Origin of the sequence: Allobosea sp. BK604 (assembly GCF_004341515.1) — a bacterium.
Classification (GTDB): Bacteria; Pseudomonadota; Alphaproteobacteria; order Rhizobiales; family Beijerinckiaceae; genus Allobosea.
Genome location: NZ_SLZF01000009.1, coordinates 30,588 through 56,532, shown reverse-complemented (window position 1 = coordinate 56,532; position 25,945 = coordinate 30,588). Strand labels below are relative to the sequence as shown.

23 protein-coding genes and 1 pseudogene are annotated in these 25,945 nt (G+C 66.8%); 8 read left to right on the top strand and 16 right to left on the bottom strand.

Features of this window, described 5'->3' with window-relative positions; genetic code table 11:
- Positions 1–235: 235 nt before the first annotated feature.
- The 3 genes and pseudogenes from EV560_RS25445 to EV560_RS25435 all read left to right on the top strand — a co-directional run.
- Positions 236–2,431: a glycoside hydrolase family 3 N-terminal domain-containing protein gene (locus EV560_RS25445; protein WP_207908115.1), complete on the top strand. Its 2,196-nt coding sequence runs from the start codon at positions 236–238 to the stop codon at positions 2,429–2,431.
- Between the two features lie 172 nt (positions 2,432–2,603).
- Positions 2,604–4,367, top strand: coding sequence for an ABC transporter ATP-binding protein/permease (locus EV560_RS25440; RefSeq protein ID WP_131858641.1), 1,764 nt, complete (start codon positions 2,604–2,606; stop codon positions 4,365–4,367).
- Positions 4,368–4,546: 179 nt separating this feature from the next.
- Positions 4,547–4,756, top strand: a pseudogene (locus EV560_RS25435) (transposase); the annotation flags it as partial.
- Positions 4,757–4,818: 62 nt separating this feature from the next.
- Here the strand turns inward: EV560_RS25435 and EV560_RS25430 are convergent.
- Positions 4,819–5,139 carry a hypothetical protein gene (locus EV560_RS25430; protein WP_131858640.1) on the bottom strand — a complete coding sequence of 107 codons (321 nt, stop codon included), beginning with the start codon at positions 5,137–5,139 and terminating at the stop codon, positions 4,819–4,821.
- A gap of 130 nt (positions 5,140–5,269) precedes the next feature.
- Complete coding sequence (locus EV560_RS25425) at positions 5,270–5,923, bottom strand: hypothetical protein (RefSeq protein ID WP_131858639.1); 654 nt, start codon at positions 5,921–5,923, stop codon at positions 5,270–5,272.
- A 255-nt stretch (positions 5,924–6,178) separates the two neighbouring features.
- On the opposite strand from EV560_RS25425, the gene EV560_RS35865 reads away from it, so the two are divergent.
- A complete protein-coding gene (locus tag EV560_RS35865; RefSeq protein WP_165923613.1) occupies positions 6,179–6,352 on the top strand; it encodes a hypothetical protein in 174 nt (57 codons plus the stop codon).
- Between the two features lie 77 nt (positions 6,353–6,429).
- On the opposite strand, the gene EV560_RS25420 is transcribed toward EV560_RS35865, so the two are convergent.
- Genes EV560_RS25420 through EV560_RS25410 form a run of 3 tightly spaced genes read right to left on the bottom strand, consistent with a single transcriptional unit; the run spans position 6,430 to position 8,557 of the window.
- Entirely contained in the window at positions 6,430–6,861 is a 432-nt protein-coding gene (locus EV560_RS25420; RefSeq protein WP_131858638.1) for an NUDIX hydrolase, read from the bottom strand.
- A 25-nt stretch (positions 6,862–6,886) separates the two neighbouring features.
- Positions 6,887–7,900: an inorganic phosphate transporter gene (locus EV560_RS25415; RefSeq protein ID WP_131858637.1), complete on the bottom strand. Its 1,014-nt coding sequence runs from the start codon at positions 7,898–7,900 to the stop codon at positions 6,887–6,889.
- A 12-nt stretch (positions 7,901–7,912) separates the two neighbouring features.
- On the bottom strand, positions 7,913–8,557 hold the full coding sequence (locus EV560_RS25410; RefSeq protein ID WP_131858636.1) for a DUF47 domain-containing protein: 645 nt from the start codon (positions 8,555–8,557) through the stop codon (positions 7,913–7,915).
- Positions 8,558–8,820: 263 nt separating this feature from the next.
- Between EV560_RS25410 and EV560_RS25405 the strand changes: the two genes are divergently transcribed.
- The 3 genes from EV560_RS25405 to EV560_RS25395 all read left to right on the top strand — a co-directional run bounded on the left by EV560_RS25405 (position 8,821) and on the right by EV560_RS25395 (position 13,150).
- Positions 8,821–10,152 carry an ABC transporter substrate-binding protein gene (locus EV560_RS25405; RefSeq protein ID WP_131858635.1) on the top strand — a complete coding sequence of 444 codons (1,332 nt, stop codon included), beginning with the start codon at positions 8,821–8,823 and terminating at the stop codon, positions 10,150–10,152.
- Between the two features lie 182 nt (positions 10,153–10,334).
- Positions 10,335–12,050 carry an ABC transporter permease gene (locus EV560_RS25400; RefSeq protein ID WP_131858634.1) on the top strand — a complete coding sequence of 572 codons (1,716 nt, stop codon included), beginning with the start codon at positions 10,335–10,337 and terminating at the stop codon, positions 12,048–12,050.
- Between the two features lie 14 nt (positions 12,051–12,064).
- Positions 12,065–13,150: an ABC transporter ATP-binding protein gene (locus EV560_RS25395; RefSeq protein ID WP_248312201.1), complete on the top strand. Its 1,086-nt coding sequence runs from the start codon at positions 12,065–12,067 to the stop codon at positions 13,148–13,150.
- A 234-nt stretch (positions 13,151–13,384) separates the two neighbouring features.
- Here the strand turns inward: EV560_RS25395 and EV560_RS25390 are convergent, their stop codons facing one another.
- A complete protein-coding gene (locus EV560_RS25390) occupies positions 13,385–14,851 on the bottom strand; it encodes an MFS transporter (protein WP_248312200.1) in 1,467 nt (488 codons plus the stop codon).
- A gap of 157 nt (positions 14,852–15,008) precedes the next feature.
- Here EV560_RS25390 and EV560_RS25385 point away from each other — a divergent pair, with 157 nt between their 5' ends.
- Positions 15,009–16,211 carry an alpha/beta hydrolase gene (locus EV560_RS25385; RefSeq protein WP_131858632.1) on the top strand — a complete coding sequence of 401 codons (1,203 nt, stop codon included), beginning with the start codon at positions 15,009–15,011 and terminating at the stop codon, positions 16,209–16,211.
- A 226-nt stretch (positions 16,212–16,437) separates the two neighbouring features.
- Here EV560_RS25385 and EV560_RS25380 read toward each other — a convergent pair whose 3' ends face one another.
- The 10 genes from EV560_RS25380 to EV560_RS25335 form a co-directional block, all read right to left on the bottom strand.
- A complete protein-coding gene (locus EV560_RS25380) occupies positions 16,438–16,959 on the bottom strand; it encodes a hypothetical protein (RefSeq protein ID WP_131858631.1) in 522 nt (173 codons plus the stop codon).
- Positions 16,960–16,996: 37 nt separating this feature from the next.
- Positions 16,997–17,923, bottom strand: coding sequence for a nucleoside hydrolase (locus EV560_RS25375; RefSeq protein ID WP_131858630.1), 927 nt, complete (start codon positions 17,921–17,923; stop codon positions 16,997–16,999).
- Complete coding sequence (locus EV560_RS25370) at positions 17,923–18,699, bottom strand: ATP-binding cassette domain-containing protein (RefSeq protein ID WP_131858629.1); 777 nt, start codon at positions 18,697–18,699, stop codon at positions 17,923–17,925. Before EV560_RS25370 ends, EV560_RS25375 begins: the two co-directional genes overlap by 1 nt.
- Positions 18,700–18,880: 181 nt before the next feature.
- Entirely contained in the window at positions 18,881–19,801 is a 921-nt protein-coding gene (locus EV560_RS25365) for a sugar ABC transporter substrate-binding protein (RefSeq protein WP_248312199.1), read from the bottom strand.
- 86 nt (positions 19,802–19,887) lie between these two features.
- A complete protein-coding gene (locus EV560_RS25360) occupies positions 19,888–20,844 on the bottom strand; it encodes an ABC transporter permease (protein WP_207908114.1) in 957 nt (318 codons plus the stop codon).
- 4 nt (positions 20,845–20,848) lie between these two features.
- Positions 20,849–21,637, bottom strand: coding sequence for an SDR family NAD(P)-dependent oxidoreductase (locus EV560_RS25355; protein ID WP_131858627.1), 789 nt, complete (start codon positions 21,635–21,637; stop codon positions 20,849–20,851).
- Positions 21,638–21,642: 5 nt separating this feature from the next.
- Positions 21,643–23,178, bottom strand: a complete 1,536-nt coding sequence (locus tag EV560_RS25350; protein ID WP_131858626.1) for a xylulokinase — start codon at positions 23,176–23,178, stop codon at positions 21,643–21,645.
- Between the two features lie 10 nt (positions 23,179–23,188).
- Positions 23,189–23,413, bottom strand: coding sequence for a hypothetical protein (locus tag EV560_RS25345; protein WP_131858625.1), 225 nt, complete (start codon positions 23,411–23,413; stop codon positions 23,189–23,191).
- 137 nt (positions 23,414–23,550) lie between these two features.
- Complete coding sequence (locus EV560_RS25340; RefSeq protein WP_131858624.1) at positions 23,551–23,994, bottom strand: hypothetical protein; 444 nt, start codon at positions 23,992–23,994, stop codon at positions 23,551–23,553.
- A 6-nt stretch (positions 23,995–24,000) separates the two neighbouring features.
- Positions 24,001–25,815, bottom strand: coding sequence for a monovalent cation:proton antiporter-2 (CPA2) family protein (locus EV560_RS25335; RefSeq protein WP_131858623.1), 1,815 nt, complete (start codon positions 25,813–25,815; stop codon positions 24,001–24,003).
- Positions 25,816–25,945 lie beyond the last annotated feature (130 nt).

Genomic DNA, 25,945 nt, shown 5'->3' with positions numbered 1-25,945 from the left:
CGTTCGGCTGCGGTGATCGACCATTCCTGCCGGCGCGGTGTGCGAGGGACAGGCGGGCGCGACCGATCGCCATGCATTTGGGCGTGATCGTTCATGCAAAATCGCAGTTTGACGGCGGCCTGCGCCCGGGAGCCAAGACATGGGCGGTTGCCAGCTCGGGTGACGCCCGGCTGCGGGGTAATTGCCTTGGGCGGGATGCTTGCCTTTCGGCAGGGTGATTGGGTTGGGGGGAGACATGGTGAAGGCGGCTATGGATCATCGCGGGATCGAGAAGCTCCTCAGTGAGATGACGCTGAAGGAGAAGGTCGGCCAGCTCACCATGCTGAGCGGCGAACTGGTGCAGACGGGCCCTGCCTCGGCTCCGGTGACCTCCGACGCCATCAAGAATGGCGAGGTCGGCAGCCTCCTCAACCTGGTCGGGTCGGAGCGCGTCCGGGATGCGCAGCGCCACGCGGTCGAGGGCTCGCGCCTCGGGATTCCGCTCTTCTTCTCGCTGGATGTCCTCTATGGCCTGCGGACGATGTTCCCGATCCCGCTCGGGGAATCATCGGCCTTCGACCCGGCCCTGTGGGAGGCGACGGCGCGCGTCGCGGCGGAGGAATGCGCCGTCGAGGGCATCGACCTCACCTTCGCTCCGATGATCGACATCGCCAGGGATCCGCGCTGGGGCCGCACGCTCGAAGGGCCGGGCGAGGACGCGCTTGTCGGCCAGCGGGTCGCGCGGGCGAAGGTGCGGGGCTATCAGACGGACGATCTCGCCGCGCCGACGGCCATAGCCGCGACCGCGAAGCACTTCGCCGGTTACGGCGCCGTCCTCGCCGGCCGGGAATATGCCTCGGTCGACATGTCCGAGCGGCTGCTGCACGAGGTCTACCTGCCGCCGTTCAGGGCAGCGGTCGAAGCGGGCGTCGCCTGCCTGATGCCGGCCTTCATCGATCTCAACGGCACGCCGATGTCGATCCACGTGCCGCTTCTGCGCAAGTTGGTGCGCGAGCGCTGGGGATTCGACGGCGTGATCGTCAGCGACTGGAGCTCCATCGCCGAGCTCCTGCTGCACGGCGTCGCGGCCAGGCCAGAGGCCGCCGCGCTCGCGCTGAACGCGGGCGTCGACATCGACATGATGGGCAAGGGCGCCTATGTCGACGGCCTGCCCGAAGCGCTCGATCGCGGCCTCGTGACCATGGCGCGGATCGATGAAGCGGTGCGCCGCGTCCTGATGCTCAAGCTGAAGCTCGGCCTGTTCGACGATCCATACCGCCGCTGCGGCTCGCCGGAGGCGATCGCGGCAAGTGCCGCCCAGCCGGCGCGGCGCGCCCTGGCGCGCGAGGCCGCGCGCAAGTCGATCGTGCTCCTGACCAATACCGGGGCGACCTTACCGCTCAAAGGGAGCCTCAAGTCGATCGCGATCGTCGGCCCCTTCGGCGAGATCGCCGGCGGCAATTCGGAACCGCCGCCGGCCGAGCGCGTCGCCGCCCTGGTCGACCAGGTCAAGGCCGCCTTTCCCGAGGCGGCGGTCTCGGTCGCCGCCGGCAGCCATGTCGAACAACCCCGTGAAGGCGGCCTCGCCGAGGCGCTTCGCAATGCGGAGCAAAGCGATGTGATCCTGCTTTGCCTCGGCGAAAGGGTCGACATGGCCGGCGAAGCCAGCAGCCGGGCCTATCCCGGGCTGCCCCAGCCCCAGCAGGACCTGGCGCGCGCGCTCCTGGAGACGGGCAAGCCCGTCGTCGTCCTGCTGTTCTCGGGCCGGCCGCTAATCGTGCCGGACTGGCTCGCGGCATTCGCCAAAGCGATCCTGGCGGTCTGGCATCCGGGCTCAGAAGGCGAGGGCGCCATCGCCGACGTGCTGAGCGGCGCCTATAATCCGAGCGGCCGGCTCTCGATGTCCTGGCCGGCCGATGTCGGACAGATCCCGATCTTCTTCGCGGAACGGCCGACCGGGCGCCCGCGGCTGGAGAACGAGCATTTCTCCAGCAAATATCTCGATATTCCGAACGATCCCCGGTTCCGCTTCGGCCATGGCCTGTCCTATACCAGCTTCCTGCTGAGTAATCCGCGCGCGACCCGATGGACGATCGCGGCGGGCGAGACGACCGAGATCCTGGTCGACGTCAAGAATACCGGGGCGATGGCGGGCGAGCACACCGTGTTCCTGTTCATCCGCGACGTCGCATCATCGATCACGCGGCCTGCCCTGGAGCTGGAGGACTTCACCAAGGTCATGGTCGCGCCGGGCGAGATGAAGACGGTGCGCTTCGCCCTGTCTTCCGATCAGCTTCGCTTCCTCGGAGCCGATCTCGAGCCGGTTCTCGAACCAGGCGCCTTCGAGATTTTCGTCGGACCGAGCGCCAATCCTGCTCAGCTGCAGATGCTCGAGCTGCAAGTGCGGCAGGTGGAGGCGCGTCAGGCGCAGCCGAGTCCGAAGTCGATGTGAGGCGTCGCTTGCCGATCCGTGTCCGAACACGGCTCTGCGCCTGAATGCTGGATCATCGGACCGGACATCGTAGCCGGTGCGATGATCCAGCTCCTTGTTCTCGCGTCGGCTTTCTCCGAAAACCGCAATCCACTTTTCGGGCGATGCGCCACTCCCGGAGCTGCGACGGACCATGGACGACATTGCTTCGCGGCCCGCGCCCGCCTCCGCCCTGGACGTGCCGGCAAGCGGCATCCTGGATCAGCTCTGGATCCTGATCAAAGCGATGAGCGCGTCGCCCCGCCGGCTGGCGCTGCTGTTCCTGCCCCTGGGCAGCGTCGTCGTCATCGCGACCAATGCGGTGTTCCAGATCCGGCTGAACAACTGGCAGGGCGCGCTCTATGACGCGCTCCAGAACCGCGACCTCGCCGCCTTCGGCCATCAGCTGCTGGTGTTCCTGTCGATCATCGCCGTTCTTCTGCTGCTCGTCGTCGCCCAGGCCTGGCTCACCGAGGTCGGCAAGGTCCGGCTGAGGGGCTGGCTGACGCGGGACCTGCTCGACGAATGGCTGAAGCCGAAAAGGGCCTATCTGCTCGCCTTCGCGGGGGATGTCGGCGTCAATCCCGACCAGCGCATCCACGAGGATGCCCGCCACCTGACCGAGCTCTCCGTCGATCTCGGCAATGGCCTGCTGCAGGCCTCGCTGATGCTGCTGAGCTTCATCGGCGTGCTCTGGATCCTCTCGGCGCAGGTCGTGTTCAATTTCGGCCATGGCGACATCACGATCCCCGGCTACATGGTCTGGTGCGCGATCGCCTATGCGGCGGTGGGGTCCTGGCTGGCCTGGCGGGTCGGACGGCCGCTGATCGCCCTGAATGCCGAGCGCTACGCACGTGAGGCCGATTTCAGGGTGTCCCTGATCAAGGTCGTCGATCGCTCGGAAGCGATCGTGCTCTATCAGGGGGAGGGCGACGAACGCAGCGATCTCGACCAGAGCTTTCACAGGATCCAGACCGTGGCGCGCCGGCTCGCCAACGGTATCGTTTCGCTGACCTGGGTCACGTCGGGCCATGGCTGGCTCGCCATGGCCGCGCCTTTCCTGATCGCATCGCCCGGCTATTTCAGCGGCCACCTCTCGCTGGGAACGCTGATGATTGCGGTCGGCGCCTTCAACCAGGTCCAGTACGCCCTGCGCTGGTTCGTCGATAATTTCTCGAAGATCGCCGACTGGCGCGCGACGCTGCTGCGGATCATGGCCTTGCGCGACACGCTGCAGAGCATCGAGCGCCTGCACGGCGACCAGCACCGGATCAGCTTCTACGACGCTCCGGCCGGCGCGCTGATCCTGGACAAGCTGGAAGCCTATCTGCCGGGTTCTTCGGTCGAATGCGCAGCGCTGGAGGAGAGCAACGTCACGCTGAAACTCGGCGAGCATGTCCTGATCGAGGGGGCGAACTCCGCGGCCGAAACGACCTTGTTCATGAGCCTTGCCGGCCTCTGGTCCTGGGGAGACGGCCGCATCGGCCTGCCGCCGCGCAGCGACATGCTGTTCCTGCCGCAGCGCCCCTATTTCCCGCGCGGCACGCTGAAGGCCGCCATCGCCTATCCGGCCGCCGTGCAGGACTACACGGATGATCACTATGCGAACGCGCTGCGTGCGATCGGCCTCGCGCGCCTCGAGGACGAGCTCGACCGTGAGCGCGACTGGGACAGACATCTCTCGCTCGAGGAACAGCAGACGCTCGGATTTGCCCGTCTTTTCCTGCACGCGCCGCGCTGGATCTTCCTGAACGATTCACTCGGCGCCGTGTCCGAGATCAACCGCGTGGCCCTGCTGGAGGCTGTCTCCGCCAGGCTCGGCGACTGCACGATCGTCAGCACGGGCGCCGATATCGGCCATTTCTTCCAGCGCCGGATCCAGCTCAGGCGCGCGCCCCGCAGCAGGCTCGAGATTTAGCGCATTTTCGAGCGAAGTGGGCACCGGTTCGCGTGAAGAAAATGCGTCAAAACAAAGGGATAGAGGATTTTCGCGCTTCGAAGAAACGCGGCAATGCTCTAGGTGGTGTGCACTCTTAGGATTCCCATTTTGGGAGGCATGTGATTCAAGGCTGTTTTTTGGAGGCAGTCGTAGGTGTGATGGATCGCCTTGTGCTGAATGATGCGGTCTGGGAGCGGATTGCGCCGCTGATCATTCGGTCGCCCGGATCAGAAAGGCTCAACAGGCGCGACAACCTGATGTTTGTCGAGGCAGTGCTCTGGCTGGTTCGCACGGGCGCGCCTTGACGCGACCTGCCCGAGGTCTTCAGCGACTGGAACAGCGTGTTCCGTCGATTCAGCCGGTGGAGCGCCTAGGGGTCTGTGCCTTCCGCTGGCTGGCGGCGGGCGTAGGGGAACTGCCTTGCTGGGGCTCAGCGCTTGTCGCAGGGAAAGACGCCTCGTAGCGAATAGAAAAGGGCGGCTCCAAGAGGCGCATCGGCAATGTCCGGGTTTCGCCTGGAAGCCTCTCTCAGGATGCTGACGATCTGCTTGTCCTGCAGGACCAGATTACCGGGTGGGCAGATGGTCTTCTCCGTCTTCAAGCTCGCCTGCACCCACGAGATACCATTTTCGATCGATCGGATCTGGATTTCGTAGACGGGCTTGCCGTCACCTGCTGCGTCGTAGCGCTCAAGCCAGAGCTTGGCCGCCATTTCGGCGCGTGCAGATGTTGCCGTGACCATCACGGCCACGAATCCAGCCAGAGCTAGCCATCGGCGCATAGCGGTTCCCAAGGTTGTTTCCCGCACTCACATACTCACAGAGACGACATCCGCACGATCGCAAGTAGCTCCGCAGCTATCGAGCCACATAGCTCAATCCTCACGATAGGGCTCGCTTGGTAATCGAGATCGAGCGGATTTCGGAGGAAATGCCTCGCCCGCTTTCCAGAACGAGGTTGGAGATATCGCCAATATCGCTAAATGCCGCCTCACTCTGGCTCTGGAAGCCGATGAAGCCGACAACGAGGCGCATCTCAAAGTCGGCCGCCGATAGGTAGAGGTGCTTCAGCAGTCGCGCAAAAACCTCCTCCGTCAGGATGCAACTGACCAGCAAATCTCGGTCATATACGGCCGTCCGGCAGAGCGGATTAGGCCCAGCGACAATTCTGATCCGAAAACCCTCGACGGGGCCCAGGAAGTTCGATTTTGCGAAGCAGAATACCTTGGCGTTCTCCGGGGTCGCGTCGGCCGTCGCATACATCGATTCGGCGACGCTTCCCAATCTCACGACGGGGTAGGGAGTTCGCTTCAGCATCTCCGGCTGCTCGAAGATCGAGGTAACGCCTGGACCATCTAAATCTTCAGGATCGTGCCAGGAATTCTCGCACATGATTGCAGTCGTGACCTGCACTGATTTCGCGTTCAGCACCAGCTGCACCATGTCGCGCTCGAGCTTAAAAACATGCCCGCGCTTCACGCGGAGTGCGAGCTGATTGGCGCCCTCAAATGACAGCGCCTCGACGTCTTCGAACATAGATTTCTCCCCCAGCGAAGCAATCCTAGCTCGGGTCCGATCATGCGTCATCGGGGACAGGGGAGGCCGGAACTGGGGATCCGTGAGCTGGGACGCCTGGTGCCGAGCGCACCGATCCGGACAGGGGAGGATAGGATGCCAAGTATTGGTGCGCCAGAAGGTATCTACATCAAAGCATTGGCTCCATTGACCTCGCTAAGATGACCTCGTCGAACAACGTTCGATTTCGGCAACGCGAAAAAGAAAGGCAAGACAATGACTCAGGCTGCCTACATCGCTGCTATGACTGCGCGCGTTGCTGCTGCTGCGACGAAAGAAACGACGTCTGAGAGCAACTTCAAGAAGCTCGACAAAATTATTGACGTGCTCACGACGTCAAGCGAACTGTGCGCAACGCTTGTTGCGAGCGACGTGCAAGCGCTGCCGTGAATAACGCTTGCCATAGCGCATCCTCCTCCTGACGTCTCAGGATCGATGATGCACCATCACTCCAAGGGACTACACGCCTAGCGTTTCAACGAGCGCAGCACGGCCTTGAGCCCGGGCTCCTCGACCAGGTCCACGGCGTCTTCCTGCCTGAACCAATGGTGGTGCCGTTGATCGCGCTCCAGCCAGGTATCGAGCCTGGTTTCGACCGTGAGCAGGAACAGTTTGACCTTGCATAGCTGGAAGTGGTCATCCATCCGCTTCCAATAGAGATAGCGGCCCACTGCCTTCCGGTGAATTTTGCCGACGGCGCCTGCTTCCTCGAGGGCTTCGCGCGCGGCCGCCTCATGCGCCTTGAGGCCCTTGATCGGCCAGCCCTTCGGGATGGTCCACCGCTTCGTCGTGCGCGTGGTGATCAGGAGGATTTCGAGCGAGCCGTCCGCCGCGCTGCGAACCGGGATGGCGCCGAGCTGCAGTCGGGTCTTTCCCCGCGCGGGCCGCCCCTTCTTCATCGCGTCCTTGCTCCGCTCACGGTCATCAGCGCCCCGTCAGGAACAGGCTGGAGGCGGCATAGGCGGCCGCCGCGATCAGGCCCGCCATCGGCATGGTCACGATCCAGGCGAAGACGATGCCGCGCGCCACACCCCACCTGACCGCGCTCACCCGCCGCGCCGCGCCGACGCCGATGATGGCGCCGGTGATCGTGTGCGTCGTCGAGACCGGGATCCCGAGATAGGTCGCCATGAACAGGGTGATCGCGCCGCCGGTCTCGGCACAGAAGCCCTGTTGCGGCGACAGGCGCGTGATCTTCGAGCCCATCGTGTGCACGATGCGCCAGCCGCCGCAAAGCGTGCCGAGCGCCATGGCAGCCTGACAGGAGATCACCACCCAGAACGGCACCGAGAAGGTGTCGCCCATCATGCCATGCGAGAACAGCAGCACCGCGATGATGCCCATCGTCTTCTGGGCGTCATTGGCGCCATGCCCGAGCGAATAGAGCGACGCCGAGGCGAATTGCAGGATGCGGAAGGTGCTGTCGACCTTCATCGGCGCCACGCGCAGGAAGCTCCAGGAGACGATCAGCACGAGCAGCAGCGCCAGCGCGAAGCCGATGGCCGGCGACATGAAGATCGCCACGAAGGTCTTGCCGAGCCCCCACCAGACGATCGACGAAAAGCCGGCCTTGCTCAGCCCCGCGCCGACGAGCCCGCCAATCAGCGCATGCGAGGAACTCGAGGGGATGCCGGCCATCCAGGTGATGACGTTCCAGGCGATCGCGCCGGTCAGCGCGCCGAAGATAACGCGGTCATCGACGATGGCGGCCTGAACGATGCCGGAACCGACCGTCTGGGCGACATGCAGGCCGAAGAAGAGGAAGGCGATGAAGTTGAAGAAGGCCGCCCAGAACACCGCCCAGCGTGGCGCCAGCACGCGCGTCGAAACGATCGTGGCAATCGAATTCGCGGCGTCGTGCAGACCGTTGAGGAAATCGAAGAGCAGGGCGACCGCGATCAGGAAGACGAGGGCGAAGGCGAAGCTCGAAGGATCCACCGGAACCGCCGTTCAGAGATGCTCGAGGACGATGCGGCTGGCGCGCTTGGCGACATCCTCGAAGCGGTCGACGACCTTCTCGAGATGGTCGTAGATCTCGGCCCCGACGATGAAGGGCATGGCATCCCCGCCCTGGTGCGCCTTGAACAGCGCCTTCAGGCCCTGATCGTGCAGCTCGTCGGACTTCTCCTCGATGGCGCCGATCTCCCGCGCCAGCGCGCCGATCGAAACCGCGTGCTTCTTGATGTCGCGCAGCATCGGCAGGAGGACGGCAATGCGCTCGGAGGCCTGCACGATGATGCCGCCGAGTTCCTTCATGCAGGGCTCGAAGCGCTCGACCTCGAACAGCGAGATCGACTTCACCGTCTTCTGCATCTGGTCGATCGCATCATCCATCGAGCCGATCAGCTCTTCGATATCGCCGCGGTCGAAAGGCGTGATGAAGGTCCGGCCGACCTCGAGCATGACCTGGCCGGCGATGTCGTCGGCGCGATTCTCCTGCGCCATCACCTCGGCGCAGCCGGCCGCGATTGCCGTCGAACCGTTCAGCAGACTGTTCAGCGCATCGGCGCCGGCAACCAGCGTCGCCGCATGCTGCTCGAACAGATCGAAGAACTTGGTTTCCTTGGGAAGAAGCTTCTGGAACCAGCCGAGCATCGAGACCTTGCTGTCATCAAACTGTCATAAATCTGGCGATAGGCGCTCGGCGTTGCGCTGTAAAGCCGCGTTTGGGCTGCCCGCCGGACGTCGTTTCACCCGCATTAGCCGAAAGTCTGCCGCCTTCCGCTGGTCGGCGGCATTTGAGGGGGTGACGGCGCGCGCGTCGATGTGACAGTTTTGCGACGAACCGTTGCCAGGCGCAGTGGCCCGTCTCGCCCGCCAGCCTCGACGCCGGCGGTGCCTATAACTGGGAGGATATCATGATCACGCGCAGGATTGCGGTCGCGGCCGCATTCGGCTTCAGCCTCGTGGCGGCTTCGCTCGCCTTCGCCCAGGCGCCGTCCGGGAAGGTCACCGTGGTGACCTCGTTTTCCAAGGATGTCACCGATCCGATCAAGAAGGCCTTCGAGAAGGCCGTGCCGGGCGTCACGCTGGAAGTCCAGAACCGCAACACCAATGCCGGCGTGAAATATCTCGAGGAGACCAGGGCGAACAACCAGGTCGACCTGTTCTGGGCCTCGGCGCCGGACGCTTTCGAGGTGCTGAAGGGCAAGCAACTGCTGATGCAGTACAAGCCGAAGGCGACCGGCATTCCCGACAAGATCGGCTCCTACCCGGTCAACGATCCGCAGGGCTTCTATTTCGGCTTCGCCGCCTCGGGCTACGGCATCATGTGGAACGAGCGCTACGCCAAGGCCAACAAGCTGCCCGAGCCGAAGGATTGGCAGGATCTCGCCAGGCCGGCCTTCTACGACCATGTCTCGATCGCCTCGCCGGCCCGTTCCGGCACGACGCACCTCACCGTCGAGACGATCCTGCAGGGCGAGGGCTGGGACAAGGGCTGGCGCACGATCAAGGAGATGGCCGGCAACTTCAATTCCATCACCGAGCGCTCCTTCGGCGTGCCGGAGGCGGTGAATTCCGGGCAGGTCGGCGTCGGCATCGTCATCGACTTCTTCGCCTTCTCGGCGCAGGCATCGGGCTTTCCGGTGAAGTTCGTCTACCCGACGGTGACCACGGTGGTGCCCGCCAATGTCGGCGTGATCGCCAACGCGCCCAACAAAGCGGCGGCGGAGGCTTTCGTCGAGTTCCTGCTCTCGCCGGCCGGCCAGGAGGTCCTGCTCGAGCCTGGCATCCGCCGTCTGCCGATCAACCCGGCTGTCTATGCCAAGGCCGGCGCCGATTATCCCAATCCGTTCACCGATCCGCGCTTCCAGAAGATGATCGGCTTTGACGTCGACAAGTCGGAGGCGCGCACCGCCGCCGTCGATACCCTGTTCGACCAGCTGATCTCCTTCCAGCTCGACGCGCTGAAGGGCGTCACCAAGGTCTTGCACGAGGTCGATGCCGCCCTCGCCAAGAAGCCGAACCCGCAGGCCAAGGCGCTTGCCGACGAGGCGCGCGGCCTGATCGCCGCCATGCCGGTCAGCGAGGCCCAGGCTGCGAGCCCCGAGATCAAGGCGGCCTTCACCGGCGGCAAGGAGAAGGGCGCCCGCCAGGCCGAGCTCGAAAGCCAATGGGCCAGCTTCGCCCGCGACAACTACGCCAAGGCCAAGGCAAAGGCGGAGGAGGCGCTGAAGGCGGCGAAGTGACGGATGTCGGTCTCGGCCGGCGCGCATGCGCCGGTCCGGGACCCTGCTGGCCCGGGACCCTGCTGGCCCGGGACCCTGCGGCCCGGGAAGCCCATGCCGGACATGGCTCTGCTGACGCCACGCCGCCCGTCCGGAGATGCCCGGGTCAAGCCCGGGCATGACGCCCCCTCGCAAGGCTGATCATGACCGCCGTTTCCACGACCCCGCACCGCACCCGGCGCCTCTCGGCCACGCCCGGCCAGATCGCGCTGGCGCTGGCGATCGCCTGCTTCCTGCTGTTCTTCCTGGTGCTGCCGGTCGCGACCGTGCTCTATGTCGCCTTCACCGAGAAGGGCACGGGCAGCTTCACGCTCGTCAATTTCTACGATTTCGCCCGCACCGAGCTGTTCATGCGCTCGTTGTGGAATTCCTTCTATGTCTCTGCAATGTCGGTGGTCTGGGCCTCGGTCCTCGCGCTGCCGCTGGCCTATCTGACCACGCGCTTCGCCTTCCGGGGCGCGGCGCTGGTGCAGACGCTGGGCTTCCTGCCGCTGATCATGCCGCCCTTTGTCGGCGCGGTGGCGATGCAGCTCTTCTTCGGTCGCAACGGCTCGATCAACCTGCTGCTGGACGACTGGTTCGGCTTCAAGATCGGCTTCATGGAGGGGCTGAACGGCGTCATCTTTGTCCAGTCCGTCCACTATTTCCCGTTCATCCTGATCAATCTCTCGGCCGCCCTGCGCAATATCGACCGGGCCATGGAGGAAGCCGCGCAGAACCTCGGCTCCTCCGGCCTGCGCCTGTTCCGCCGCATCGTCTTCCCGCTGGCGCTGCCCGGCTATCTCGCCGGCGCCTCGCTGGTCTTCGTCAAGGTCTTCGACGACCTGGCGACGCCGCTCCTGCTCAACGTCAAGGACATGCTGGCGCCGCAGGCCTATCTCAGGGTCACCTCGATCGGCATCGCCGATCCGATGGGCTATGTCATCTCGGTCGTGCTGGTCGTCGCCTCGGTGCTGGCGATGTGGCTCTCGGCCCTGGCGCTCAAGGGCAGGGACTACGCCACGACCCAGCGCGGCGGCGGCGGCCTCGCCAAGCGCCGGATGACGCCCTGGGAAGCCGCGCTCGGTTATGGCGTCGTCATCCTCATCCTGGCCCTTGTGCTGGCGCCGCATCTCGGCCTGCTGCTGCTCTCCTTCGCCACGGTCTGGTCGTTCTCGCCGCTGCCCGATGGTTTCACCACCGCGCATTACCTGCGCGTCTTCGGCGAGAGCTCGCTCTACATCAAGAACACGCTGATCTACGCCAGCATCGCCGGCGGCATCGACGTCGTGCTCGGCGTCGCCATCGCCTATCTGGTGCTGCGCACCAAGCTCGTCGGCCGGGAATGGCTCGACTGGGCGGCTTCGGCGGCGCTGGCCATCCCCGGCGTCGTCCTCGGCATCGGCTATCTCAGGACCTATTACGGCATCACCTTGCCCGACGGCACGCCGCTCGCCACGCTCTGGATCACCATCGTGCTGGCGCTGGCGATCCGCCGGCTGCCCTATGCGCTGCGCGCCTGCTACGCCGCGCTCCAGCAGATCTCGGTCTCGCTCGAGGAGGCGGCCGAGAATCTGGGCGCGACCAAGGCCCGCACCGTCAGGCGCATCGTGGTGCCGCTGATGGCCGGCGGCATCCTCGCCGGCTTCGTCACCAGCTTCTCCACCGCCGCGGTCGAGCTTTCGGCGACGCTGATGCTGGTGCAGTCGAATTCGGACGCACCGCTCGCCTACGGGCTCTACGTCTTCATGCAATCGGCGGCCGGGCGCGGGCCGGGCGCGGCGCTCGGCGTCGTCGCGGTCGTGCTCGTCGCGCTCTGCACGCTGCTCTCCCACCTCATCATCGAACGCAGCCAGAAGGCCAAGGGAATGGGTCACTGACGATGAACGCGACCATGCCCCCGTCCGTCGCCACGGCCTCGGTCGAGATCGAGGGCGTCAACCTGTCCTATGGGGCGAACCATGTCCTCAAGGACGTCGACCTGAGCATCCGCCCGGGCGAGTACTTCGCCTTTCTCGGCCCCTCCGGCTGCGGCAAGACGACCTTGCTGCGGCTGATCGCCGGTTTCAACGAGGCCGATACCGGCCGTGTCCTGATCGGCGGCCGCGACATCTCCAGCCTGCCGCCATGGAAGCGCGATGTCGGCATGGTCTTCCAGTCCTACGCGCTCTGGCCGCATATGAGCGTGCGCCGCAACGTCGCCTTCGGCCTGGAGGAGCGGCGGCTGCCGCGCGCCGAGATCGAGCGGCGCGTGTCGGTCGCGCTCGATCTCGTCGGCCTCGGCCATCTCGCCGAGCGTCGGCCCTCGCAGCTCTCGGGCGGCCAGCAGCAGCGTGTCGCGGTCGCCCGCACGATCGCGGTCGAGCCGAAGGTGCTGCTGCTGGACGAGCCGCTCTCCAACCTCGATGCCAAGATGCGCGTGCAGGTCCGCCGCGAGCTGCGCGACCTGCAGCAGCGTCTCGGCCTGACCACGATCTTCGTCACCCACGACCAGGAGGAGGCGAACACGATCTGCGACCGCATCGCGGTGATGAACGACGGCGTCGTGCAGCAAGTCGGCACGCCGATGGAGCTCTACGAGCGCCCGGCCAACCTGTTCGTCGCGAATTTCCTCGGCACGGCCAATATTCTCGCCGGCAAGATGGCCGGTTCCGGGCCTGGGCGGCACTTCGTCATCGATGGCGGCATCGCCATACCGGTACCGGCCGAGATCTCGGTGCCGGACGGCGCAAAGCTGGTGTTTCGCCCGCAGCATGCCGAGCTGAGGGAGGCGGACGCCGCTCCCGGCGACGATCTCGCACTTCCCTGCATCATCACGCATCGCGAGTTCCTGGGGGCGAGCGTTCGCTATGGCGTGCGGATCGGCGCGAGCGAGGCGGCGGTCGATGTGCCCTTCCAGTCCGGCAAGGATTTGCGCGAGATCGGCGCGAAGGCGACGCTCGCGCTGTCCCCACGCTCGCTGCGCTGGCTATGCGGCTGATGGCGGCTCGGCGCTTGCAGGAAGTCGGAAACAGAGAACAAAGGAATTCGCGGCTCGGTCGCTGAGGCCGTCCGGGTTTGGGCGGGATAGGGCACGCCCTCCCTCACCAGTGGTGTGCGCCAGAAGCGGCTTCCGGATCTCGGCCCGAAACCGGACCTCGAGCGCTTCGGCTTGGCAGGGCCGCAAGCGACTCTGCAAGACCGAGGCGCCATTCGGGGCGTCTGCCTCCATCATCTAGCTGAAACGGGGTGCGGCTTCTGCCTTTGCGGCAGCAGACGATATCCGAAATCCACCCGTAGGCCGGCTGGCGAGAAGCAGCAGGATCGCCACAAGGATCAGGTTGAGGGCCCCGGCCGCTGAGCCGATCATGAAGCCGCCTGCGTAGTCGCCGGTGAGGTCGTAGGCGACGGCGCCCTGATAGCCGCCAAAAGCGTGTCCTAGCCAGGCGAAGGACAGGATGACGCCCATGGATGCGCCTCTCCGATTGGCCGGCGTCAGCGCGCGGGCCGAGACCAGCAGGCTGGTCATCACGCCCGCATAGGCGAAGCCGTAGAGGACGCCGAAAATCCGGAACCCCTGCAGGGAGGTGAACTGCGTGAAGGCGAGGACGCCAAGCGTCTGCAGGAACGAGGCGAGCGCCCATGACAGCATCGGCCCGATCACGTCGCACAGCTTGCCATAGGCGATGCGGCCGAGGATGGCGGCAAGCAGCATCGCGAACATCACGCCGCCGGCGTCCCGCGCCGGGATGCAGAAGCCCTGGATCAGCGGCATCAGATGCATGAGCGGCAGGGCCATGCAGGCGCAGCAGAAAAACACCGCCGCGCTGAGGAGCGGCACGGCAACCGACGCGGCGATCGCAGGCACCTGCGTCGTCTCGGTTGCGGCGGCAGACCGGGGCGCATCGCGCATCAGCGCCGCCAGCGGCAGCAGCACGGCGAGGATCGCAAGGCCCAGCGCCGTCATCGCGCCGCGCCAGCCCAGATGCTCGATCAGGATGGCCGACAGGAAGGGCACGCCGCCCTGGCCGACGGCCTGTCCGGCCGCGGCGATGCCGATCGCCAGTCCGGCCATGCCGGGGAACCAGTTGCCGACCGTCGCGAAGAGCGGGGCGAACAGCGCGCCGCCACCCAGCGCGCCCGCGATGAAGAAGAGCAGGTAGATCTGCCAGAGCGCCTGCGCCTGCGCCGTCAGGAGAAGGCAGGCGCTCATCACCGTGACGGCGATCAGGCAGGTGGCCCGGATGCCGATCCGATCCGCGACAAAGCCCATGACCACGCTGCCGAGCGCCAGGCCGAGCAGCCCAAAGCTGTTGATGGCTGCGACCGAGGCGCGTCCCCAGCCTTCCGCGGTCTCCATCGGGATGAAGAAGGCGGTGAGGCCGTTGACGAGCGTGCCCATCACGAGCGCCAGCATGATGGCCGCGGACCCGACGACCAGCCAGCGGCGAGCGTTTTGGGACATCGGCCTGGCCATGGCTGCCGTGGTGCCAGGGAGCGGCCGGCGAGGCGAGGGGGCGCGGCGGCTGGCGCTCTCGCCGATCTGCCGCAGGCGGCTCGCGGTGGCGCTGATCAGAGACCAGAGTCCGACCAGCGCCGCCCGGCGCGCCTCGCGCCGAAGCGCGGTGGCGCGCGCCCGGTAGAAATCATAGTCGATGACGCCATCGCGGCGGATGGGATGCGCCTGATCGGGCTGTTGCATGATCGGTCCCCATGGCGAGTTGGCTGGACCGCTGCAGGATGACCGGGAACGCGCGCGTTCGCTTTGAGAGCAGCTTGACGAGAGCTTGGGATTTCCTTGATTTTGCTTCGGCTGATCGCTGCTACGCCTGAACCCGGCAGCCAGGATCGACCGCGGCATGACGTTCCTGTTCGAGGACTTCTCGCTGGATGTACCCTCCCGGGAGCTGCGCCGCGGCGCGGAGCGCATCGCGCTCGAACCGCAGGTCTTCGACCTTCTGGTCTATCTCGTCGAAAACCACGACCGGGTGGTCAGCCGGGATGACCTGATCGCCTCGGTCTGGGGCGGACGGATCGTCTCGGAATCCACGCTCGCCAGCCGCATCAATGCGGTGCGCCACGCGCTCGGCGACGATGGCCAGGCGCAGCGGCTGGTCAGGACGGTGATGCGCAAGGGGGTGCGCTTCGTCGGCGAGGTCGCCTCAGCTGCGCCGCACCCGGCGACTCAAGGGGGAGGGCCCGGCCGATCGCCGCCGGGCGGCACGGACATGACGCAGAGCGTCACCTTCTGCCGCACCGCGGACGGCGTCCATCTCGCTCTCGCCTGCACGGGCGCGGGCCCGCCGCTGGTCAAGGCGGCGAACTGGCTGAACCATGTCGAGTTCGACCGCGAGAGCCCGGTCTGGTCGCCGTTCATCGACATGCTCTCCAGCCATTGCCGGCTCCTGCGCTACGATGCGCGCGGCAACGGCCTGTCCGACTGGGATGTCGAGGACATTTCCTTCAAGACCTTCGTGCGCGATTTGGAGACGGTGGTCGATGCCGCCGGCCTCGAGCGCTTTGCCCTGCTCGGCATGTCGCAGGGTGCGGCGGTCTCGATCGCCTACGCGACGCGCCATCCCGAACGGGTCTCGAAGCTGATCCTGATCGGAGGCTTCGCCCAGGGCTGGCGCAGGATCTGCAGCAAGGAGGAGATCGCCCAGCGCGAGGCCTTGGAAGGCCTCATCCGTCTCGGCTGGGGTCGCGACAACCCGGCATTCCGGCAAGTCTTCACCTCGCTCTTCATCCCGGGCGGCACGCCGGAGCAGATGCGCTGGTTCAACAACCTGCAGCGGATCTCGACCTCGCCGGACAATGCCTTGCGGATCTTCCGGGCGCTGGCCGATATCGACGTGCTGCCGCTGCTGCCGCGCGTGCAGGCGCCGACACTCGTCCTGCATTCCCGCGGCGACGCCCGCATCCCCTTCTCCCAGGGGCTCGCCCTCGCTCACGGGATTCCCGATGCCCGCTTCGTCGCCCTGGATAGCGACAATCACGTGATCCTGTCGCACGAACCGGCCTGGCAGCGTCTCAGCTCCGAAATCAGGACCTTTTTGGCGTAGCCGTGATCCGGTCGAAGCGGAGCGGGGGGACGTGGCCTGCACTTCGCCAACTCCTCGTCGCCGGGCGGCCAGAGCATTTTCGAGCGAAGTGGATGCCGGTTCGCGTGAAGAAAATGCGTCAGCTCCAGAGCATTTTCGAGCGAAGTGGGCACCGGTTCGCGTGAAGAAAATGCGTTAAAACAAATGGCTAAAGCGCTTCGGCGATTCAGAGAATCGCAGAAATGCTCTAGCGGCAGAAATCGGCGCAGCCCGCGTCCCAGAAGGGCCGGCCGGCCGCGGGCCTGGGGACCGAAGGACGCTCCTTCCGCCCCGGCAGGTCGGCCGGAACGGGCGCGACCAGCTCCCACCAGCCATGGGCGCATTGCGAGCGAAACGCCATCTGCTCGGCGATCGACGTGCCCTCGCGGGCCAGCGCCGCGTCGAGCGCCTGCGCGCCGGCCGCGACGCGCGCATCGTTCGCCTCGCTCGGCTCGTTCGCATAGTCGTGGAACGCCTCGGTGAAGACGCGCATCTCGCGGGCGATATGGGGCCAGTCGGAGCGGGCGAGGTTCCAGGCATCCATCCATTCGCCGACGACGGTCTCGACCGCCTCGGCCCTGGGGCGGTCCTTCACCTTGCGCGCGGTGGTCAGCATATGGCGCATCAGCTCGGCATGGGCATGGATGCGGCGGGCCTCGAGAGCCGCCTCGCGCATGCGGGCGATGGCCTCGGCGGCGTCCTGCTGCAGGGTATCGACGAAATGGGGCATGGTCGGCTCCGTCAAGCGGGCGGTCAGGGCCAGGTGGTCAAGGTAAAGTGGCGAGGCGCGCAATCATGCGCTCGAAGAGCTCGTTCGCTTCCACTGCCGCGACGACATGGGCATTGGGCTCGCGCTTGAGGCGGCCGTTCCAGTCGATCGTGGTCCGCCCGCGCAATGCGTTGTCCGTGGTCTCGACCTCGACGAAACAGTCGCGGCCGGAGAACAGCTCGGGCCAGAGCAGGAAGGCGATCACGCAAGGGTCGTGCATCGGGTGGCCGGCGCTGCCGAGCCCGCCCGGGCGCGGACGGGTCAGCATGCCGTGGATGGACCGGCCCGTCGCCGTGCCGAGCGCGGCGATCCGGGCGATCTGCTCATGCGCGACGATGGCCTGCAAGGTCACGCCGAGCCCGAACATCACGATCGGGCGTCCGGCGCCGAAGATGACGGCCGCGGCGTGCGGATCGACATAGACGTTGAATTCCGCCGCCGGCGTCATGTTGCCGAGGCCGATCGCGCCGCCCATCAGGACGATGCGCCTGACCTTGGGCAGGATATCGGGCGCCAGGCGGAAGGCGAGCGCGAGATTGGTCAGCGGCCCGAGCGGGCAGAGCGTGATGCCGTCCTCCGGCGCCGCGCGGCAAAGATCGACGATGGCCTGGACGGCGTGTCCGGGCGTGGCTTCGCTCGTCGCTGCCGGAAGCCCGGCTCCGGCGAGCCCGTCTGGCCCGCAGACGAATTCCGCGGTTTCGAGCGGCAGCACCAGCGGGCCTTCCGCGCCCTGATGGACCGGCACGGCCGCGCCGGCGAGATCGCGGATCCGCAGTGCGTTGGCCGTGCTCTGCGCGACCGGCACGTTTCCGGCGACCGTGGTGATGGCCTTGAGGTCGATCGCGTCGCGGCTGGCGAAGGCGAGCAGCAGGGCGACGGCGTCGTCCTGCCCGGGATCGGTGTCGATGATGACAGGCTCAGACATCACGCCGCCCTGGCATTGCCGGCCATGATCATATGGGCGATGTCGTCGGCCTGCAGGCTGCCAAGCGGCTGGTCGACATATTTCCGGCCCGCGCCCATGATCACGACGCGATCGGCCAGCGCCACGACGTCGCGCATGTTGTGGCTGATCAGGATGACGGTGCGCCCGTCGGCCTTCAGCTTGCGGATCAGGTCCAGCACCAGCGCACTCTCCTTGACGCCGAGCGCGGCGGTCGGCTCGTCCATGATGATGATCTCGGCATTCCAGCGCAGCGCCCGCGAGATCGCGACCGCCTGGCGCTGGCCGCCGGACAGGCGCTCGACCGGGCGGGTCATGTCGGTGACCGCGGCGGAGAGCTGGGCGAGGTAGCGCTGCGATTCCGCGATCATCTTCTTCTTGTCGAGGATGCGCAGGAAGGGCAGCAGCACCGGCTTGGTCAGCTCGGAGCCCATGAAGACGTTCTGGGCGATCGAGAGGCGCGGCGCCAGCGCCAGGTCCTGGTAGATCGTCGCCACGCCGCGTTCGAGCGCGTCATGCGGCGAGGCGAAGCTCACGGGCTCGCCGCGCAGGTGCATCGTGCCGGCGGTCGCGTCCTCGGCGCCCGAGATCACCTTGATCAGGCTCGACTTGCCGGCGCCATTGTCGCCGCAGAGCGCGACGACCTCGCCCGGAAAGATGTCGAGATCGACATCGCGCACGGCCACGACCGGGCCATAGCTCTTGCCGATGCCGCGGAGCGAGAGAAGGGGGGTGGTGCCGGGATTGTCGCGAGGCATCGCACACTCCTTTCCTTCTCCCCTCGGGGGAGAAGGTGGCCCGGCGAAGCCGGGTCGGATGAGGGCAAGACGGATGAGGGCAGGACGGATGACGGTATGACGGATGAGGTGGTGTGGGGCTTCCCTCATCCGTCGGCGCTTCGCGCTGCCACCTTCTCCCCCCAGGGGAGAAGGAGAGCGCTCACTTCCCGAGGAATTGCTGCACGTTGGACTTGTCGACCAGCACGGCATCGGTGAACAGGTACGGCCCGGCCGTGATGCTCTCCTTCGGCTTCTTGTCGATGACGATGGCCTGGATCGCGTCGACCGCCTGCTTGCCCATCTCCTCGAACGGGATCGAGACCGTCGCCATCAACGTCGAGGCCGGATCGGCAATGCGCTCATAGGTCTCCTTGCCGCCATCGACCGAGACCAGCGGGATCTGGCCCTTCTTCACGCCCTGCGCCTGCAGCAGGTCGTCGATGATATAGGCCTGCCCGTCGAACGAGGCCCAGACGCCGTTGATCTTGCCCTGGTTCTGCAGCAGCAGCGCCTGCATGCCGGAGCGCACATCGTCGCGCCAGCTCTGGGTGCGGGCCATCGAGAACTTGCCGAGTTCCTTCACCGCCTGGTTCTCGGAGAGCACCACGTCGAGCAGCTTGCCGCGGATACGCGAGGCGACGTTCAGGTCGAAGCGGGCCGTGATGATGTTGCCCTGATAGCCGAGCTGGCCGAGCAGATAGAGCGCCGCCTCGGCGCCGACCTTGTACTCGTTGGTCTGGATGTCGAAGAGCGCGTGCGGGCTGGAGCCCGACTGCACGGTGATGACCGGGATCTTGGCGTCCTTGGCCGCCTTGAACTGGGCGTCGGCCTCGACCGGCTTGCCCATGGCGATGATGATCGCATCGACCTTCTTGGCGATCAGCGCGTCGAACTGCTCGGCATGCTTGGGCAGCGCGCCCTCCGAGTTCAGCAGCGTGACGCCCCAGCCCTTGGCCTTGGCCGCGGCCGCGGCGGCATTGGCGACGCGGGCATGCGTCTCCGACGAGAACTGGAAGCCGATGATGCCGACTTCGAAGGCCTGGGCGGATTGGCCGAGCGCGACGAAGGCCGCGGCGGCCACCAGCAAAGTCCTGAATCCAGATTTGGGTTTGCCAGAAATGGGCTTGCCGAACATGTTCTTAACTCCCCTGGTTTTGCTTTTGAGCGTCAGACCTTGAAGGCCGCCTTCTTCATCGCGCTGGCCGAGAAGGCGACCGAGCCGATGATGATGGCGCCGAGAACGATATCCTGCACGTAATACGGTGCGCCGAGGAGCACGAGCCCGTTGCCGAGCACCTTGAGCACCAGCGCGGCGAAAACCGTGCCGGGAATGTTCGGCTTGCCGGGATCGAACATCGTCATGCCCAGCAGCACGGCGGCGATGGCGTAGAGCAGGTAGTCGCCCGCCATGTTCGGCGCGGCCGAGGACAGGTTGGCGGCGAGCAGCACCGCCATGATCGCCGACATCACGCCGGCGAGCAGCAGGCCGATGCGCTTCATCCTGGCGGTCGCGATTCCGGCCAGCCGCGCCGCCTCGTCGGCCTCGCCGGTCGCGGTCATATGCGCGCCGGTCTTGGTCCATTTCACCAGGCCATAGGCGAAGAGCGTGGCGCCCGCCATCCAGAGCACGAGATTGGGGATGCCGAAGCTGTAGCCGCGGGCGAGCCCGGTGAAACCGGTCGGCCAGCGCCCGACGAAGGCGACGCCCTGGGTGATCATGAAGGCGAGGCCCTTGGCGATCGCCGCCGTGCCCAGCGTCATGATCAGCGAGGGAATGCGCAGCACGGTGACGCCGAAACCGTTGAGCGAGCCGAGCGCGACGCCGACCGCCAGGGCAGCCGCGACCGCCGCCGCCGGCGGATATTGCTGCTGGACGAGCCAGCCGCAGACGACCGCCGCGAGGCTCGCGATTTCCGCCACGGAGAGGTCGAGCTCGGCCACGACGAAGGCGAGCGTGAAGCCCAGCGCCAGGATGGCGAGAAAGCTCGTATCCTTCAGCACGTTGATGATGTTCATCGTGCTGGCGAAGTTCGGCGCGAACAGCAGGAAGAAGCCGATCAGCAGCAGCCCGGCGAAGGCCGTGCCGTAATGGCCGATCAGATCGCGCAGGCGGCTTGCCTCCATCGCCTCAGGCTCGCTTCGCCATGGTGGTGAGCGACGACAGGATCTCGATGCCGCCGGTGATCGGAATCAGGGCTCCGGTGACGAAGGCCGCGCCGGGCGAGAGCAGGAATGCGATCACGTTGGCGACATCCTCCGGCCGGCCCAGCCGTCCAAGCGGCGTCCGCGCTGCCGCGCCCTCGACCAGGGCGCTGAACTGCTGCACGAATCCGTTCCTCACCATTGGCGTATCGATGATGCCCGGCGCAACCGCATTCACGCGGATGCCGTGCTTTCCGAGCTGCTGCGCCATGCCATAGGTCAGCGTCGCGACGCCGCCCTTGGCTGCGCCATAGGCGAGATTGGCGCCGCCATTGGCATGGGCGATTGAGGAGATATGGACGATGGCGCCGCCGTCGCCCTGCGCGATCAGGCGCCGCGTGGCCGCCTTCGCGACGCGGAAGACGGCGGAGAGATTGATGTCGACGAACGTGTCCCACTCGTCATCCTCCATCTCGACCATCGGGACCGGGCGCGAGGCGCCGGCGCCGGTGACGAGATTGTCGAGCCGGCCGAAGCGGCTCGCGGCCAGCGCGACCAGCGCCTCCGGCAAGTCGTGATCGCGCACGTCGCCCGCCAGCGTCACCGCCTCGCCTCCGGCCGTGGAAATCTCGGCCGCGACGGCGTCGAGCCCGGATTGATCGAGCCCCGAGAGGACGAGACGGTGCCCGCGCGCGGCGAGCATGATTGCGAGCGCGCCGCAAATGCCGCCGGAGGCGCCGGTGATCAGGGTGACGGGGGCGGGGCTGGCGGTCATTGGCGTCAGTCCTTCGGGCTGGTGGAGCAGGGGCCGTGCATGCCGGGCAGGGCGCCCGCGCTGCGCGAGAGCGCGACGAGATCGGCCGAGACCGGGGCGAGCGCGGCCTCGGCCCGGCGATAGAGCGGGAAGAGCGCATCATAGGCCGCGCGGCGGCCAGGCTCCGGATCGAAGCGGCGCGCGATCGAGACCAGCCTGTCCTGCGCCTGCGCAAGCGACGCGAAGCGCCCGAGCCCCGTCCAGGCGACGATGGCGGCGCCGAGGATGCCGGGCTCCCTGGCGGTGCCGACGAGCACGGGCCGCCCGCAAATATCGGCCTTGATCTGGCTCCAGACCGGGTTCGATGCGGCGCCGCCGCCGAAACGGATTTCCTTTGCCGGCTCGCCGAGTGCGGCCTCCGCGCGCTCCAGGACGATCCGGTTCAGGAAGGCCACGCCCTCCAGCACCGCATAGGCGAGGTCGCTCGCGCCATGCGCGCGGTTGAGGCCAATGAAGGCGCCGCGCAGGGCCGGGTCCCAATAGGGCACCCGTTCGCCCTGAAGATAGGGCAGGAAGAGCAGCGGCTGCGGATCGCGCCGGCCGGAGAGCAGCGCTTCCATGGTCGCGCCGACATCAGCCGCGGCGCCGGCCTTGCCGAGCAGCGCCAGCAGCCAGGTGACGGTGTCGGCGCCGTTCTGGCTGGGGCCGCCGAGCTGCCACATGCCGCGCCAGTCGACCGTCATCAGCCCCTCGGCCTCGGCCGGCGCCTCGCCGACGACGCCGAGCACCTCCGTCGTGCCCGAGATATTATAGGCATGGCCCGGGCGCAGCGCGCCGAGCCCGGCGACCGCGGCCCAGGTGTCGTTCGAGCAGCAGAACACCGGCACGCCGGCGAGCCGGTCGAGGGGCGCCGGCAGGCCGGGCTGGACCGGGCCGACCTCTTCCTGCGCTTCCAGCATCCGGGGCAGGATCGAACGCGTCAGCCCGGCCGCGGCGAGGGCATCGCTGCCGGCGACAACCTCCGCGCAGGCGAGGAGCCGGGCGACCGAGACCGGGTCTCCGGCCTGCTCGCCGGTCAGCCGGAAATTGAGCCAATCCTTAGGTTCGAGCACGCAGGCGAGGCTGCGGAACGTCGCCTCTTCCTCCTCCCGCAGCCAGGCGAGGCGCGCGAGCGGATGGAAGGCGTTGATGCGCACGCGCTCGGGGTGGCCGCCGAGTTTTTCACGCAGCCGCTCGGCCGCTTCCTCCGAACGCGTGTCCTTCCAGGTCATCGCGGGGCGGAGCTGGCCTCCGTCGCTGCCGATGAAGACCTGGCTGCGCGTGACCCCGCAGATCGCGATGCCGGCGACCGTGGCGAAGAGTTCGGGCGCGCTCGCGGCGATCCTGCCGGCCGCCTCGACCAGGATGCGCCACCATTCATCGGCATCGATCTCCGACCAGCCCATGCGGTCGCGCGCGGCGGGGCCGGGCACGACAGCCTCGGCCAGGGTCGCGCCGGCCGCATCGACGAGCGCGGCGCGGAAGCTGGTGCCGCCGAGATCGCAGGCCAGAACAACACTCACAGGACGACGCTCACCGGCGCTTCGCTCCGACACCGTGGGTTTCACGGACGCGATCCAGCTCAGCGCCCATGGCACCGTCGAACGCGCTTTCGGCCGCGATCACATCGGGCGCGGTGCCATGAACCGACCGGGCCGGCGCGGGGAGCGCGACCTGCGAGCCGTTCGTGCGGGAACAGCCGCCATGGGCCGCGAGGCCGGAGGCAGGGCTGCGGACGATGTTCAGATTGCAGATCAAAGGAGGCCTTCAGCGGAGCGCCGGGAATGAAAGAGACAAATCCGATCTAAATCAAGCGCCCAGATGAGGCCAAGGTGGCACCGGTCCCGGCGAAGGGGGCGCCAGATGTCGCCGATCGGCCGGCGTCGGCCTCTGCACTATTCGGCGACCTCGACGACGAAGCGCAGCATCGCGATGGACGCTGCGACAAGCGTCACCCATTTCCAGAGGGCGTGGCGGTCCTCTTTGCCAGCCGGGCCGAGCCGGTCCTCGCGATCGAGCATCGCGCCGGAGCGGCGAGCCTGTCCGCGCCGGCCGCGGCCGGCGAATGCCGGGGCATGATCGGGCGGCGAACGCTCGCCTCCACCAGTCAGCATGCGGGTCAGTTCCCGCGCGACCGACCGGGCGGCGGCGGCGGAGAGCCTCGGCCGGCCGTCATCCCCCGGCGCAGGCCCAAACTCGACCCTGGCGATGATCCTGCCCCCGGCATCGACGATGACAAATGCGCCCGGATGCGCCTCGATGCGGAGAGGGCGGCGAACAAAGGGACAGCTCGCGCCGGCTGCCGCGCATTCATGCTCCATCGGGGCATCTTGCGTCACGCCACCCTAGCCTCCCTCGACGCTGAGATCGTCGGGAACATTGCCGTGGACGGTGCCGCGCAGCTTTGGCTTGGTGAGCGGCGCGGGGATCGGCGCGTTGCCATGCAGGAGGTCCCGCCCGGCGTTGATGTCGCTCGCGACCTGGAGATCGAGGCGCTCGTCGTCGCGCCGGCGGACATCGGCCGCGATCTCGACGACCTCGTCCTCGGGCACCCCCATGGCGCGAAGCACCTGGGTGCCGAAGGTCATCGCGGATTCGAAGGTCTCACGGATCTGGTAGTCGACGCCGGCACGGATCAGGTCCATCGAATGGCCGCGATCGAAGGAGCGGACAAACAGCTTGGCATGCGGGAAATCGGCCTGCGCGACACGGACGATGGCGTTGGCCGTGGCGCGGCCGTCGACGCAGACCAGGATCGCCTCGGCCCGGTGGGCGCCCGAGGCATGCAGGATCTCCGGCCGCGTTCCGTCGCCATAATAGACCTTGAAGCCGAAATCTGCCGCGGCCCGGATCAGCTCGACATCGACCTCGATGATCGAGACGCTGAAGCCGCGCGCCAGCAGCGCCTGGCTCGCGACCTGGCCGAAGCGGCCGAAGCCGACGATCAGCACGCGCGCCTGCAGCCCGTCGGCCTGCTCGACGCCATCGAGCGATTCCTGTTCGGGTGGCAGGAAGCGGTCGAGCGCGAGCACCAGCACGGGCGTCAGCGCCATCGACAGGATCACGACGGCGGTGACGATCGCATTGACCCGCGTATCGAAGATGCCTGCTGCGGTCGCTGCCGCGTAGAGCACGAAGGCGAACTCGCCGCCCTGCGAGAACAGCGCGACGCGGGTGATCGCATTGCGCGAGGACGAGCCGAATAGCTTCGCGACGATGAAGATGCCGGCGGCCTTGACGAGCATGAAGGAGGCGACGCCGAGGGCGACTACCTGCCATTCGAGCGCGATCGCCGACAGGTCGAGCGACATGCCGACGGCCAGGAAGAACATCCCGAGCAGCAGGCCGCGAAACGGCTCGATATCCGCTTCGAGCTGGTGGCGGAAGCTCGACTCCGAGAGCAGCACGCCGGCCAGGAACGCGCCCATCGCCATCGAGAGGCCGCCGAGCTGCATCAGCAGCGCCGAGCCGAGCACGACGAGCAGCGCCGCCCCGGTCATGACCTCCCGCGCCCGGGCCTCGGCGAGCAGCCTGAACATCGGGTTCAGCAGCCATCGTCCGGCCGCGACCAGGCCGATCAGGCAGGCTGCTCCGATGAGAAGCGGCATGAAGCCGTCGCTCGTCCCGGCCTTGACCGGCGCGAGGACGGCCACGATGGCGAGCAGCGGGACGATCGCGAGATCCTCGAGCAGCAGGATCGACACCGCCTGCTGGCCCTGCGGCGTCGACGTCTCGCCGCGTTCGTTCAGCATCTGCATCACGACGGCGGTCGAGGACAGCACGAAGCCCATCCCGGCAAGGAAGGCCGCTGGCGGGCTCAGTCCGGCGAGCAGCCCCACGATGGTGAGCAGGCCGCCGCAGACCGCGACCTGCGCCACGCCCAGCCCGAAAATCTCCCGGCGCAGGTTCCAGAGCCGCGAGGGCTGCATCTCCAGCCCGATGATGAAGAGGAACATGACCACGCCGAATTCGGCGACATGCAACACGGTCTCGGGGTTGGAGAACAGGCCGATGCCGGATGGGCCGATCGCGACGCCGGCGGCGAAATAGCCGAGAACCGAGCCGAGCTTGAGCCGCTGGAAGATCGGGACGGCGACGACGCCTGCCCCCAAGAGTGCGACGGCCTTGACGAGATCTTCCGAGAGCGCCTCGGCTGCCATCTTTCCCCCTTTTGCGCTTGATGAGGCCAATTCCCCATAAGCAACGCCTGCAACGCCCTTGTCCGGCGTCAGGAACACAATGGAACTATCGCGACAATATCAGATCAGTTGGCCTCGAGCGTATGAGCTG

Excerpts from the sequence above, each read along its gene's own strand:
- EV560_RS25445 (WP_207908115.1), top strand. The coding sequence starts at position 236 with ATGGTGAAGGCGGCTATGGATCATCGCGGGATCGAGAAGCTCCTCAGT.
- EV560_RS25440 (WP_131858641.1), top strand. The coding sequence starts at position 2,604 with ATGGACGACATTGCTTCGCGGCCCGCGCCCGCCTCCGCCCTGGACGTG.
- EV560_RS25425 (WP_131858639.1), bottom strand. The coding sequence starts at position 5,923 with ATGTTCGAAGACGTCGAGGCGCTGTCATTTGAGGGCGCCAATCAGCTC.
- EV560_RS35865 (WP_165923613.1), top strand. The coding sequence starts at position 6,179 with ATGACTCAGGCTGCCTACATCGCTGCTATGACTGCGCGCGTTGCTGCT.
- EV560_RS25420 (WP_131858638.1), bottom strand. The coding sequence starts at position 6,861 with ATGAAGAAGGGGCGGCCCGCGCGGGGAAAGACCCGACTGCAGCTCGGC.
- EV560_RS25410 (WP_131858636.1), bottom strand. The coding sequence starts at position 8,557 with ATGCTCGGCTGGTTCCAGAAGCTTCTTCCCAAGGAAACCAAGTTCTTC.
- EV560_RS25405 (WP_131858635.1), top strand. The coding sequence starts at position 8,821 with ATGATCACGCGCAGGATTGCGGTCGCGGCCGCATTCGGCTTCAGCCTC.
- EV560_RS25400 (WP_131858634.1), top strand. The coding sequence starts at position 10,335 with ATGACCGCCGTTTCCACGACCCCGCACCGCACCCGGCGCCTCTCGGCC.
- EV560_RS25395 (WP_248312201.1), top strand. The coding sequence starts at position 12,065 with ATGCCCCCGTCCGTCGCCACGGCCTCGGTCGAGATCGAGGGCGTCAAC.
- EV560_RS25390 (WP_248312200.1), bottom strand. The coding sequence starts at position 14,851 with ATGCAACAGCCCGATCAGGCGCATCCCATCCGCCGCGATGGCGTCATC.
- EV560_RS25385 (WP_131858632.1), top strand. The coding sequence starts at position 15,009 with ATGACGTTCCTGTTCGAGGACTTCTCGCTGGATGTACCCTCCCGGGAG.
- EV560_RS25380 (WP_131858631.1), bottom strand. The coding sequence starts at position 16,959 with ATGCCCCATTTCGTCGATACCCTGCAGCAGGACGCCGCCGAGGCCATC.
- EV560_RS25375 (WP_131858630.1), bottom strand. The coding sequence starts at position 17,923 with ATGTCTGAGCCTGTCATCATCGACACCGATCCCGGGCAGGACGACGCC.
- EV560_RS25370 (WP_131858629.1), bottom strand. The coding sequence starts at position 18,699 with ATGCCTCGCGACAATCCCGGCACCACCCCCCTTCTCTCGCTCCGCGGC.
- EV560_RS25360 (WP_207908114.1), bottom strand. The coding sequence starts at position 20,844 with ATGGAGGCAAGCCGCCTGCGCGATCTGATCGGCCATTACGGCACGGCC.
- EV560_RS25355 (WP_131858627.1), bottom strand. The coding sequence starts at position 21,637 with ATGACCGCCAGCCCCGCCCCCGTCACCCTGATCACCGGCGCCTCCGGC.
- EV560_RS25335 (WP_131858623.1), bottom strand. The coding sequence starts at position 25,815 with ATGGCAGCCGAGGCGCTCTCGGAAGATCTCGTCAAGGCCGTCGCACTC.